Here is a 13446-nt window from a genome sequence, read left to right on the forward strand (position 1 = left end):
CCCTTCAGAAAAGAAAGTGAAGGTCTAAGGTTACGACAGAAATTACAGCTATGCATTTAATGACATCTTATCTTCTATTGAGATTAATGTAGATATGAAGTTTTCAGCTAAGACGCTATTGCTATTTGGAAGGAGATAAACCTTTTTGCTGTCGGAAGCTTTTGCGAAATACATTTCATTTTTATAAGCAAACTTATTTTCGAAAAAGTTAATTGTCCAAGACTCATCAAGCGTGTTTTCGGCAAGCCCATTTTTAACCACTGCAAACGCTTCAGTAACAGAATCATCTTTTTCACTTTTCAGCTTCAAATAGGCATCTCTAACTCTCGTTCGAGGATGTTGTCCAGTACGCTCTTTAAACCTATGATTTAGTAAGCGAATGATTTCTATATCAGCGAGATTCATAGACCTGTTAACTGCAGCAGCTTGCACAGTTAGCTCGACATCTAGGAGTTTACTACACATAGCCTGAGCAATATCTAAGCCTTCTGAAAGCATAGCATCATAATCAAAAACATGGATATGATTTGCTATTATGCTCCAATTATCTATTACACTTGAAGCATTTAGAATTTTAGATTGGAATGGCTTCAGAGCATGATTCAGGAAAAACTCAGACCATGTTTTACTTTCGCCTTGTTTAACCGATTCTTGCCAAGCTGAAACCAATAACTTCGAATACGCTCTCTTAAAGAAGATAACTTCAACAGTGAATTTTTCAGTAAATTTAGATAGGAAGCTAATATCTTCTCTCGTCAAGTCTTCAAAATTTTCACTTGATACTAACACTCTGTCTTCGTCTGTTTCGAAAAACTCTACAATAGTATCTGTATCTCTCTGTTTTATCTTTTCAACTAGCTTGTGGTGCCCCCACTGTGGCCCTATCAAGCTATCTGAATACAGAACGCCTTGGAGCTTCAAAGCATCACTCTGTTCAAACAAGTTTTTTTGTATATAGGTACTTCCCGTTTTATGCGGACCTATATGAATAAATAGCTTTTTCATTTACTTCCTATAAATTTTCTTCAACGCACACTAAATTGAAGTGAATATGCCTACTGACTCAAATATCTTTTTAAATCTCGCCACTCCACTAGTAAACGAGTAATTCTCTTGTGCGAGAAGTTTGCTGTTTTCGCTAAAACGTTTCCACAACGCCTCATCATCGTACAGTTTAATAATTGCTTGGACCCACGCTTCTGAATCGTTTGCGATGAGAGTATTAATACCATTCGTTAAGCCAGTTCCTTCCGCTGCAACATCCGTCAGAACCGTTGGCGTAGCATAGGCTAATGCATCTAGCACTTTACCTTTTATTCCCGCTCCAGATAGCAGCGGAGCAATGAAGATACGGTGTTCGTTATATACTTTATCTAACGACTCGGCGAACCCAACTATATCGACATTCTCACAAGCAAATTTTTCAAATTCTTTTGGTATTTTACTGCCATATACTGTAAATGTAATATCAGGTCTCACCGATTTTAACTTAGGCATTACCTGTTCAACCATAAATTCTACAGCTTCAACATTTGGCTTGTGGCCATAGCCACCTAAAAATGCAATTCCGCTTCTATCTAAGAAGCCTTTGCCTGAAGGCTTAGGATCGACTACCCATGGGGTTATGTGCATGTTGCATGTTTTAGCTAAATGGCTCGAGATTACCGCTTGTTCGGTAGTGTTATAAGTTAAGATAGCATCAACCGCTTCACACACAGCCAACTCTTCATCACGAGTTAATAATGCTTCATCCATTGCCTCTTCATCGCTTTTAAGAAGAGCTGCTCTCATTTCTCTTAGGAAATGAAGGTCGGCATTGTTAAATAAAATAGGTTTATTCTCTGCCTTTATACGTTCTATGTAATTCTTCGCTACTTCATAACGCGTAATGTAGACCGCATCCATTTCCTCTAATCTACGGTCTAGAACATCATCCAATGAGTAATAAAAAGGAACGTAGAGCACCTCTACTCCCATATTCTGTAGTTTTTTGGTATGAAGTCCCATAATTGCAAGATTTTGAGGCACAAAAGTAACTTTGAAACCAAGCGCCAGCATCATTTCAATTTCTTTTAATGCTGCGTGACTTCCAGCATCCACTCCTTCCATTGGTGTTGCATAATCAATTACTAGAACTCTTTGCTCAATATTTCGGTCTTTTTCTAAATGTAAGTTTGATAAAGAAGGTTTTGTTCCGTGTTTGTAGGAGTTGAACCAAGTTCTCCGAAAAATGGCTTCGTTAACTTTTTGATATTGCTTTAAACCTTTCGACACATCTATACCATGTGACTGGCCTTCGAAGTGAATTACTTCTGAGTGCGGAACGTAAAGCACTTTATACCCAGCTTCTCTCACTTTGAATGACAGATCAGTATCTTCGTAGTAACAAGGCGCATATTCTTCGCTAAATCGGCCTACTTTTTCCCAAACATCACGGGAAATGCATAGTGCAGCTCCGGTAACGTAATCAACTTGTCGAACATAGTTCCATGAACAATCGTAGGGATTAGCATTTCTTCCAGCGTTCCAAGGTTCACCGTTAGACCAGACAATTCCTCCAGCTTCTTGGAGAGTGCCGTCAAGGTTTAATAATTTTGAGCCCGTCATCCCTACGTTCGCATCAGCTTCGTGCTGGCTGATAAGTTCGTCTAACCACAAACTTTTTACTTCGGTATCGTTGTTTAGAAATACAATATATTCGCCTGATGCGATCTCTGTAGCTTTGTTACAACTTCTAAGGAAACGTAAATTCTCAGTGTTTCTAGAAACTTTGAGATTAGTTATGATTTCTTCAGCTCGGCTAGTTTCATCTGTAGAACAGTCATCAGCCAGAATGACTTCATAAGGTGTTTTGTTGAAGGCTAGTAATATTGAAGCGATGCAGTGATAAGTAAGTGAAAACTTATTATATGCTGGAACAATAATTGACACTTTAGGGTTTTCAAAGCTAGGCAAGGTTAGATTAGAAAAGTTTTTTCGCCCTTCATAGCCTTCCACTAACACACTGTGCGCCGTGCTTAAGCTCTCAATATCTATTGTTCTTTCTTTATCGCGCAACTGAAGCGTTAATGATTCGTATCTAGAGTCTGCGCTTGGTGGCTTACTGATATAATGAGGAATACTTCTGCTATGGTTCAAGTATTCCCATGGGGTGAGCACGGGGTCGCCCTGAATTTCTAGCTTGCCACAGAAGGCTGGCTCTCCATATATGAAAGCCACAATGGTATGCTTTACATTATCTAAAAACTTTGCGGGAACGTATATATAACCATAGCTTGTGTTTTTGGAGCTATCGCATTCAAAATGACCAATTATCTCACTCCCTACTCTAAAAGCTAGGGTGAATCCCCCTTGAGTCACTTGCTTGTTTCGAATGATAAAAGATAACTTGTTGCCGACAAGACTTTCAAGCGAAACAGCCGCCCTACTAAGGGTATTTGACACTTTGAATTTAGAGGTAGCTATTTTTTTATCACTGGCTTTATCTTTGATTACAATAGCACTTTCTTTTCGCAAAAGTTCATTATTAAGGACTAGACTAAAACCGTGCACACCTTTATTAATATTATTGACACTTAAGTCTTCTCGGAATTCATTGGCAACTCCAGTTCCTAGTAACTGACCAGCTTCATCGCATGCTACGATCTCTAGTGGGTGTTCATCACCTAAGTCCGCAGCCCAACCTCTTAAGATACCACCTTCAAAACTATCTATGTGGCCTGCCAAATTTTTATTTGTCATCGTATTCCTTACAAATTATTTGTTCTGTACTGCAAGAGGCTCTGCGTAATAGAAAAACGGAGCTATTTATTATTCACCAAGCACGAAAACACAATAGTGTATTCATATGTACTGTTTTCTTCAATAAATAACGTGAAACCGCACTTACAGTGGCTCTCGCTTATCTAAACTGAATATCAAAGTGGAGAAATCAATTTGATTTACTGCTACTGACTCTACGGGCTAAGCTTTTTCGTAATTTTTGCTTTAATTTTTTTGATTACAGGGCCATGAGGACGCTCTTTCAGCGCAGCGTTTACAATGTTCTCAGCCTCTGCATATTCGCCTCTACGGTACATTAGGTCTGCAATATCGCGCAGAAACTCGGCTTTCTCGTAGTTCGGCATCCTCTCAATTTGCCCTTGGGAGAACCACTCTGAACTTTTTCCTTCAAATTCTAAATTAAAAAATTCAGCTAGTTTAAATATCTCAAAATGAACTGACCTTTCACTTAGTTTAATCGCGATCATCTTTTTTAACTCATCAAAGAGTTCTGGCTCTCTTTCTGACATCTTTTTAAGCAGCTTGAATATTTGGATGTTCAATTGCATTGCGCTCAGAGGTGACGATTTACCTTTCTCTGTTTTTGACAGGCTACGCACCTTGGAAAGTACCGCCTCAACTTGATATTTGAAATTTGATTCTGTTGTTTGTTCCAAACGATAGTACAAATCCTTTGAAACACGACTCTCTATGTCATGCTGTTCAACATCCGTATCAGCTATTCTCTGCAAAAAAATATCAACCTTGTCATTGATATCTTCAAACTCATCTGATAACACGAAATTCAACATCCGTTTTAGCTCTAATGCGCTTAAGGGATAACTTCGATTAAAAAACTTATTTTCTATAATGAAATTTTTTTCGACTTGTTTATGGTCAAGTCCTAGTGACATTAGAAAAAGCTTTTGAATTGGTAACGTCTTTAAAGTAGCTTCGCAGTAGCTTATTAGTGCTATCTTATTATGGCCATACTTTTCCAACCACCTAGCATGGGCTTCACTAGTTAGGAAACCGTTTGGTTTCTCTAATTGCGCTTTGCAGTAACTGGCTATATCCGTCGTTAAGAAATGCCTTTTTACTAACTGAATGTAATTCGAATATAAAGCCTCTAAAGGGGCTCGGTAGAAAGCGACAAGTTTGAACTTTAAGTCACCGAGTAAAACCGTCAGCTTATCTGGAGAATAGAAAATCGACTCCGCAGAAAGTAGAAGTACGCAATTATTGTCTTTTGCCTCTTTGACATAATCACTGAGAATATTAGCAGCGTCATCTAGCCTATTTTCTATTAAGGCCAGCCCTAATGCAGAGTGGCCACCGGATATACCATTTTTATCCAAAGCGTGTTCAGGATAGTGAAATCCATGCTCTCTCAGGGTTTCTCTGTTATCGAGGCAAAACTTTTGGATTGCGGTCGAGCCAGTTTTTGGAGCGCCAATATGAAAAATAACATCTTCATTCGTTACAGAGGAGAATCTCGGTAACTCAATATATGATTTGCGTGTGAAAATTGACTTCATGTTATTTTTGTAGTTTATAGTTAGACATTTTTTCGAGCTTTTCCCTTCACTAAGTATTGTGATAGATCTAGACCAGTAGACCGCCAATGGAAAATTAGTCGGGCCGACCTACCCCAATTTTATCAGGTAACTATTGATTCGATTTCTTTTAAAAACTCACTTCTATCTACACCATCAAGCCAAGCTTCGCGCTTGTGAGACTCTTTGCCTATCTTCTTTTTAAGCGCTCTGTTTTTTTCTAGCTGCACAGGATTTTTAAAAGTCGGAGCGTCATCAGAAATTAGACCGGTGTTAATTGCAGGATACACCCAGTGCTTTTCCGTACTGCCGTTATATCCCCGTCGAATGAATCTTTCAGTCCACTCTACATGCCCTGCACCGTAACCACTAAACCTTGGGTCCAGGTATCCTATATTCTCCATCGCATCTTTACTGCAAGCTGTACATTGCCCTGTAACCAACTTACACAAGTATGGTGAAGTACTTGACCCTGTGCCAGAAACAACTGCCTCTTCTTTTTTGATTATTCGTTTATGCGCATAATTGATGTGACCCCATAAGAGTGCTGCAATCACCCACTCTTTTTGCCAGTTTTCTTTATTTGGCCGACAGTCGTCCTCTAACAGAATTAAAACATCAACTTTTTTGACTTCATTAAGGTAATACAGGGCTCTGTTTTTATTTCGAACAACGCCTTTATTCGCGCAATTCGTATGAGGAACCTTATTTTTTTCACACCACTCTACTGTATCGTCTTTACTGCCGTCGTCAGCAACAACAAGTTGATAATCACCTGTTGTGAACGCTTTGATGGCTTCGACCGTTTTTGCTAAATGGTCCTTTCTATTATAGGTGATAACTCCGATCCCGACATTGAGCGTAGTAATATATTCATCTGCTATTGATTCAAACAATTCAGATATAACAGGCCCGTCTGAACGAAGCATTTTAGCTCTTGCAATTAACCAAAAGCTTGTACTCTTATTAACACCTCTAAAAAGTATCGCTAAATCTCTAAAAATCTCAGGCGCAAAATTTTCATTCATAATGAATTCATTAACTGGAAAATCTGCATGATTCAATATCAATGTAGCTAGTAAGGTGACGTCTGTATACGATGCACAATTAGCAACTAGTGATTTTGCTGTATCTAAAGAAATTCTTATTCTGATTTGGTTATCAAGGTCCATGCTTTTTAAGCCAAGGAGCCTTGAGAGTTCTTTATTACCCTTTTCTATTTCTTGTTTAACGAAGGCAAGTTCAGAACCCTTTAGGGTAGAGTTCTCTTCTTTTACGAGACTTTGAGCACATATGCCCGTGTTCTCCTTTTTGTCATTAACCTTTTCACGTACGAATCCAAGGTAACGTTTCATCCGTTGTTTTCCTGCAACAACCACACTTCGGAGGGCGATTCTTTGTAAAAAGTTTTTCATTTCAAAGTAAATTTCATAACTGGTATCAGCAAGCTTACTTGCTCTAAAATTGGAATATCGAAGCTAGAGCAATAACAACTCTATATTGCTTTTTTCTAGTATGCGACAACCTTGTATGGTATGTAAAAAGGCCATTAAGTAGCTAATATAGGCTAACAAACACGCTTATATTTAAATTAGCCAACGGTACCTTCAAACAATAGGACATGAGTTTTTTTCTCAACGACTTTAATACTCTGACCCGCACTAAAACTGCTCGGGTATCTATATGTCTTTCCAATAAAACCATTTCTATGAATGTTCCGCTCAGCAGCAACAGGTCTATAGTCGGCGATTCTTATCTCATCTACAATATCACCGTCTAGGATCACATCAGCTTTAAGTGCCTCTTCACTCTCAAAACAACAAGCCCATACATTGAATAACTTCCCTTTATCTTTAGGTGCTATGTGAAGTTCTCCGAAACGGACGATAGGCAACTCTTTTCTAAAGAGACTTTGGTGCAAATCAAATCGTCTTAAAGCATATTCGTATAGCTCATAATCCTGTGCATTTTCTTGTCTAATTAATGAGAGCTCATCTTCACTCAATACATATTCGCTTGAAGACTTTGCTGCGTTCTTGTTTATATCGAGTTCTTTAATATCAGTGCCATAGTAATAATTAAACAGTTCTAATGACTCGCTATAGCGCTCGGTGATTCCGATAAAACCTATTGCATCGTTCCAAATACCACTCAACGCCTTCGATTGCATGTTTGCAAAGCGATTTTCCTTGATAAAGCTTTCAAAACTTCCAGTATAACCATGAAGTCTTGAAAAATGTTCGTAGTGAGAACGAACTTGTTGGGCTGGGTTACGAACAAAAGTAACGACACTCTTAGTATTAAAAAACGGGGCATATTTGGGATAAATAACATGCCCAGACAAAAACTTAGCGTTCTGTTTAAAACTTTGCGCGGCTAAATATCTGTCCCTTAGCTCATATTCATATTTTACTATATCAGGATGGGTCTCTTGATTCCCTTGACCATAATCATAGTAAGTGGCTTCGGAACCAAAGTACTCCTCTGCTGCTACGCGAAAGCTAGAGCCAGCGGTTTTGGGGATGTGGATAAAAAATAATGGAAAATTGTTTTTCATAATACTTCTAAAATTCAGTTACTATTTAAGCGAAAAATTTTCATGGGTATTGGACAAATTTGGGTTATAAGCTGAGTCATTGCACAATAGCTTGTTCCACTTATCCTTCATGTAATCACTTTCTTTGTTAAATCGCGTCACCTTCTCTGGCGTATTTTCTTCACCGCGGCTTATCGACTCGTGATGGTAAAGTTCAGCCCACGGGGTAAATAGGTTTCTATAGCCTGCAGTATGTACCTTCAAGCAAAAATCCACGTCATTAAAGGCCACTGTCAAATCTTGTTCATTTAGTCCGTCTACTTCTTCAAACACAGACTTGCGGACTAGTAAGCATGCTGCTGTAACTGCTGACATATTTTGAACAAGATGCAAACGGGTGAAATACCCCGGTTCGCTCTTATGGAAATATTTGTGAGAGTGACCGGCTACTCCGCCTATACCAAGTACTACGCCCGCATGCTGGATAGTATCGTTAGGGTAATAAAGCTTCGCACCTACACAGCCAATTTCGGGCCTAAGGGCATGCGACACCATTTCTGACAACCAGTCTTCGTTTATAACTTCGATATCGTTGTTAACTAGCCCAACTACTTCACCTTCGGCCTGCGAGACTGCAAAGTTGTTAATAGCAGAATAGTTAAAAGGCTTATCCCATTTTAAAACTCTGAAATTAGCTTTAGTATTAGTGTATTCATTGAAAAGGCCTAAGGTTTTTTCACAGGTCGTTTGATTGTCTACAACAATAATTTCGAAGTTCTTATATGACGTTTTGTCATAAATAGACTCTAAACACTGCTTTAAAATGTCGTAACCATCTCTTGTCGGAATGACTAAGCTAACCAGCGGTTGCTCATCTGGCAACGCCCAATTAACTTTATACGTATTTGGATATTTGCCTTTATCAACTGTAGCATTTTGGCCCGAATGTTCGAGGAAGTGTCTTATTGCTTCAATGCCAGCATCTGTCGTGTACGATTTAGCAGAAGCATTCGAGGCTGTCGAGTTCTCAATAACACGCCAGTGATAAAGAATGAAAGGTAAATGCACAACTTCATCATGATTAAGTCCGGCGGTCGCTCGTAAAAGTAAATCGTGGTCTTGCGAACCTTCTACACCCACCCTAAATCCACCTATCTTTTTAAGCACACTTGTTTTGTAAACTACCGGGTGACATATGTAGTTTTGGCTTAGAAGTAAATCTGGGTTCCAATCAGGTTTAAAGTGCGGCTGATGGCGATTGCCCTGCTCGTCTATTTTATCTTCGTCGCCATAAAGCACTTTCGCGTTTGCGTTATCTGTTATAGCTTTCGCAAAGAAGGATAACGTGTGAGCAGGTAGCGTGTCGTCATGGTCGAGCAGCAAAGTATAATCGCTAGTAACCATGCTTAAAGCGGCGTTACTTGATTTGGATATATGCCCGTTTTCACTTAGCAGATTCAACTTTATGTTGGCGTGCTTTTGTGCGTACGACTTCAATGTGCTGATAGTATCGGCGTTGGTCGACGCATCATCGGCAATACATAGTTCCCAATTTTTGTGAGTTTGTTGCAGAACAGAATCGATACACTCTCTTAAATAAATAGGGTCAGTGTTGTAAGTAGGAAGGATAATAGAAAATTTCACTTCTAACTGTTCTGGGGTGAAGGTTTGCTGCATTTTCTGTAACGCGCGCGGCTCGTCAAACTCTACCCAAAAGGGATAGCTTTTTTCCATGACTCCTGTGGTAAAAGTCTTGTTATATTCTTCGTATACTGTCTCTATTAACTTTCCACCGTTAAGCTTGCGGTTTGTATCAAGATATTCTTCTACATCATCGACATGACTGAGCAGCTTATACAATCGCTGCTTCATGTGTCGCATGGCAATGAAAGACGGCACTTTCGATATCATGAACGTGTTCAGAGTAAACTCAGTTTCTGCTTCACAAGGGTCGAAGCGAAGCATAGTATTGTTATTTTCAAGATAGAAAAGGCGGTTTACAAATTTGGTGCTGTGCCATGGTACGTCAACAGAGGTTAGCTCGCCTTTCTGTAAGTTGGAATACAACTTTCCCACGTGCGACTGATGGTTTTTTTCAGTTATTTTTACGCGAAGAAGATACCATCCTTTCGCAAAGCTTCGTGAAGGTATGCGGCGAGCAGGATGAATAATAAACTGTGGATCATCACCGGTTGACAACCAGCTAGAGCCATTACTTTCGGTCGTGGTTTCATTCAACTGGTGGTGAGGGACAATGATTAACTTTTTGGCTAGCCGATATGCTAATCGTTTTAGATTAGATGGCTTTAGTACTTTTGATAACAAAATGCGTAAACACCCTATTCCTATGCAATGCTAAACTGCTTTCCTTAATATTGCATGGTTCAGCTACTGAGCATGCAAACCAGCTATTACAGCTAATAATAACCTATTTCAAATAGTGGCAACACAGGATATTCGTCATTTTAACTTCTAGACGGTACCCCTGATAAGAAAAAAGCACCTTGCGGTGCCTTTTTGAAATCTTATTCTTAATTATTTGGCAACGCGCCCATATCTATCAGAAAAACGAACAATATCGTCTTCACCAAGATAAGCACCCGACTGAACTTCGATAAGCTCTAGGGGGATCTTTCCTGGGTTTTCAAGTGCATGAACCGCACCAATTGGAATGTAGACCGACTCGTTTTCTGTAACTAGCTGTGTTTCTTCATCAATAGTTACGTTTGCACTGCCCGATACTACTATCCAGTGCTCAGCGCGATGGTGGTGCATTTGGACCGACAGCTTTTCGCCAGGCTTAACAGTAATACGCTTAACTTGGAAACGGGCACCATTATCAATTGAATCGTAACTTCCCCAAGGACGGAAAACTTCACGATGGAATTGAAATTCTGGGCGTTTTTCAGCTTTAAGTTTATTGACTACATTCTTGATGCTCTGTGCATCGTCTTTGTGAGCGACCATCACCGCATCTTTGGTTTCAACTACAATCACGTCTTCTAAACCAATAACTGATACTAAGCGCTGCTCAGCATTCACGTAACTATTTTTTGTATTCTCTAGAATGGTATCACCAACAGAAACGTTACCATTTGAGTCTTTTTCAGCAGTTTCCCATAATGACGTCCAGCTGCCTACATCACTCCACTGTGCATCAAGCGGAACCATAGCAGCACTGTCAGTTTTTTCCATTACAGCGTAATCGATAGAGTCATCTGGGCAGTTAGCAAAGATGTCATGATCAACACGTATAAAATCTAGGTCTGGGGTTTCAGTATCGATGGCGCGTATACAGACATCTAGCATTTCAGGGCTGTATTTCTTAAGCTCTTCTAAATACCTGCTAGCTTTGAACATAAACATGCCACTATTCCAATAATAGTCGCCAGAATCTACATACTCTTTTGCAGTTTCAAGCGCGGGCTTTTCAACAAACTCAGCAACTTCATAACCATCACCAAGTGTACTCCCGGCTTTAATGTAGCCGTAACCCGTATGTGGTTGATCTGGCACTATACCAAACGTCACTAACTTACCTTGATCAGCTAATTTTTCTGCTTTTTCGATTGCAGTATGAAATGCAGGCTCATCTTTAATTAAGTGATCAGCTGCTAGTACGAGTAAAATAGGGTCTTCGCCATTCATCGTTGCATGCAACGCCGCTAGTGCAATAGCAGGTGCAGTATTACGACCTACTGGCTCTAGTAAAATACCGCCATGGTGAATGTCTTTTTGACGTAGTTGCTCTGCAACTAGAAATCGGTGTGCATCATTACATATGAAAATGGGACTTTGGGCTTTAGTCCCATTCAACCGAACAATAGTGTCTTGCAACATGGTGTTATCGGATGTGAGTGACAAAAACTGTTTAGGCAACGCCGCTCTTGATTTTGGCCATAAGCGGCTCCCGGTGCCGCCTGCAAGTACTACTGGTTTCATGCTCATTTCCTTAATGGGTGAGAGAACTCTCACGTCCTGATACTTTATTATTTGCCTAAGTATACAAAGTATTTTTTTAGTATGAAACGGTACTACCTACAATTAACCGGATTAATTATTAGTTGATGTAGATATTAATTTTAAAAAACAAAAAACCCGGCCTAAGCCGGGTTTTTTAATAATTCTGATAACTCAGAATTAAGAGTATTTATTACTCTTCAGTTGCTTCTACTGCTTCTTCTTCAGCTTCAACAACTGGACGGTCTACTAGTTCAACGTATGCCATAGGGGCATTGTCGCCAGCACGGAGTCCGCATTTAAGAATGCGAGTGTATCCACCTGGACGAGCTTCGTAACGAGGACCAAGCTCGTTGAATAGTTTACCAACAACTTCTTTATCACCAGTGCGGGCGAAAGCTAAACGGCGGTTTGCAACGCTGTCTTGCTTAGCCATAGTGATAAGAGGCTCAATAACGCGACGTAATTCTTTCGCTTTTGGTAACGTCGTTTTGATCACTTCGTGCTTGACCAAAGAGCCGGCCATGTTCTTGAACATAGCTTGACGATGGCTGCTGTTGCGATTCAACTGACGACCACTCTTACGATGGCGCATAGTTTTATCCTTCTCTACAAATCAGTTTATTAAAAACCTGATTAATCTTTTTCAGCGATGCTCTCAGGCGGCCAGTTTTCTAGGCGCATACCTAGAGAAAGTCCACGAGATGCTAGAACATCTTTGATTTCAGTTAGCGATTTTTTACCAAGGTTTGGCGTTTTAAGTAGCTCAACCTCAGTACGCTGAACCAGGTCACCAATGTACTGGATAGCTTCTGCTTTTAAACAGTTAGCAGAACGTACAGTTAGCTCTAGGTCATCAACTGGGCGAAGTAGAATCGGATCAAATTCCGGCTTCTCTTCTTTCGCTTCTGGCTCAGACACATCACGTAAATCTACGAATGCATCAAGCTGTTCAGCTAGGATAGTCGCAGAACGGCGGATCGCTTCTTCAGGATCTAAAGTACCGTTCGTTTCCATATCGATAATCAATTTGTCTAGGTCTGTGCGTTGTTCAACACGGGCAGACTCTACACTATAAGCTATACGCTCTACTGGGCTGTATGAAGCATCAACTAATAAACGACCAATTGGACGATCATCTTCTTCAGAGGAGCGACGGGTAGAAGCTGGTACATAACCGCGACCCATTTCTACTTTAATGCGCATGCTGATTTCAGCTTCGCCAGTTAAAGTACAAACTAAGTGGTCAGGGTTAACAATTTCTACGTCGCCATCATGCTGAATGTCACCAGCAACAACAGGGCCAGCGCCAGATTTCACTAGAGTTAGGGTTGCCTCAGTTTTACCTTCAAGGCGAACCGCTAAACCTTTAAGATTTAGCAAGATTTCAATTACGTCTTCTTGCACACCTTCTTTGGTGCTGTACTCGTGAAGAACGCCATCAATTTCTACTTCAGTAACTGCGCATCCTGGCATGGATGACAACAAGATACGACGTAGGGCGTTACCTAGAGTGTGGCCAAAGCCGCGCTCTAGTGGTTCCAAAGTTACTTTGGCACGAGTAGGAGAAACGTTTTCGATCTCAACTAATCTCGGTTTAAGGAATTCAGTCACAGAACCCACAATGCTTCC

9 protein-coding genes are annotated in these 13446 nt (G+C 40.1%); all 9 read right to left on the reverse strand.

Annotation, left to right across the window (positions count from 1 at the left end):
* Window positions 1-48: 48 nt before the first annotated feature.
* Window positions 49-1005: a hypothetical protein gene (locus ALT761_RS17730; RefSeq protein WP_129740193.1), complete on the reverse strand. Its 957-nt coding sequence runs from the start codon at window positions 1003-1005 to the stop codon at window positions 49-51.
* A 30-nt stretch (window positions 1006-1035) separates the two neighbouring features.
* Complete coding sequence (locus tag ALT761_RS17735) at window positions 1036-3741, reverse strand: glycosyltransferase (RefSeq protein WP_129740194.1); 2706 nt, start codon at window positions 3739-3741, stop codon at window positions 1036-1038.
* A 215-nt stretch (window positions 3742-3956) separates the two neighbouring features.
* Window positions 3957-5300 (reverse strand): hypothetical protein, encoded by a 1344-nt coding sequence (locus ALT761_RS17740; RefSeq protein WP_129740195.1) that lies wholly within the window; start codon window positions 5298-5300, stop codon window positions 3957-3959.
* Window positions 5301-5422: 122 nt separating this feature from the next.
* Window positions 5423-6733 carry a glycosyltransferase family 2 protein gene (locus tag ALT761_RS17745; protein ID WP_129740196.1) on the reverse strand — a complete coding sequence of 437 codons (1311 nt, stop codon included), beginning with the start codon at window positions 6731-6733 and terminating at the stop codon, window positions 5423-5425.
* Window positions 6734-6909: 176 nt separating this feature from the next.
* Window positions 6910-7875 (reverse strand): hypothetical protein, encoded by a 966-nt coding sequence (locus ALT761_RS17750; protein WP_129740197.1) that lies wholly within the window; start codon window positions 7873-7875, stop codon window positions 6910-6912.
* Between the two features lie 21 nt (window positions 7876-7896).
* Window positions 7897-10179, reverse strand: a complete 2283-nt coding sequence (locus tag ALT761_RS17755) for a glycosyltransferase family 2 protein (protein WP_129740198.1) — start codon at window positions 10177-10179, stop codon at window positions 7897-7899.
* 210 nt (window positions 10180-10389) lie between these two features.
* A complete protein-coding gene (locus ALT761_RS17760; RefSeq protein WP_129740199.1) occupies window positions 10390-11796 on the reverse strand; it encodes a mannose-1-phosphate guanylyltransferase/mannose-6-phosphate isomerase in 1407 nt (468 codons plus the stop codon).
* A gap of 211 nt (window positions 11797-12007) precedes the next feature.
* Window positions 12008-12409, reverse strand: coding sequence for a 50S ribosomal protein L17 (gene rplQ / locus ALT761_RS17765; protein WP_013786212.1), 402 nt, complete (start codon window positions 12407-12409; stop codon window positions 12008-12010).
* Between the two features lie 41 nt (window positions 12410-12450).
* A complete protein-coding gene (locus tag ALT761_RS17770) occupies window positions 12451-13440 on the reverse strand; it encodes a DNA-directed RNA polymerase subunit alpha (protein WP_041452624.1) in 990 nt (329 codons plus the stop codon).
* Between the last annotated feature and the right edge of the window lie 6 nt (window positions 13441-13446).

This window comes from Alteromonas sp. 76-1 (assembly GCF_900654235.1).
Classification (GTDB): domain Bacteria; phylum Pseudomonadota; class Gammaproteobacteria; order Enterobacterales; family Alteromonadaceae; genus Alteromonas; species Alteromonas naphthalenivorans.

What these genes read in the sequence shown, in the direction of transcription:
- ALT761_RS17730 (WP_129740193.1), bottom strand. Translation starts at nt 1,005, where the DNA reads ATGAAAAAGCTATTTATTCATATAGGTCCGCATAAAACGGGAAGTACC.
- ALT761_RS17735 (WP_129740194.1), bottom strand. Translation starts at nt 3,741, where the DNA reads ATGACAAATAAAAATTTGGCAGGCCACATAGATAGTTTTGAAGGTGGT.
- ALT761_RS17740 (WP_129740195.1), bottom strand. Translation starts at nt 5,300, where the DNA reads ATGAAGTCAATTTTCACACGCAAATCATATATTGAGTTACCGAGATTC.
- ALT761_RS17745 (WP_129740196.1), bottom strand. Translation starts at nt 6,733, where the DNA reads ATGAAAAACTTTTTACAAAGAATCGCCCTCCGAAGTGTGGTTGTTGCA.
- ALT761_RS17750 (WP_129740197.1), bottom strand. Translation starts at nt 7,875, where the DNA reads ATGAAAAACAATTTTCCATTATTTTTTATCCACATCCCCAAAACCGCT.
- ALT761_RS17760 (WP_129740199.1), bottom strand. Translation starts at nt 11,796, where the DNA reads ATGAAACCAGTAGTACTTGCAGGCGGCACCGGGAGCCGCTTATGGCCA.
- rplQ (WP_013786212.1), bottom strand. Translation starts at nt 12,409, where the DNA reads ATGCGCCATCGTAAGAGTGGTCGTCAGTTGAATCGCAACAGCAGCCAT.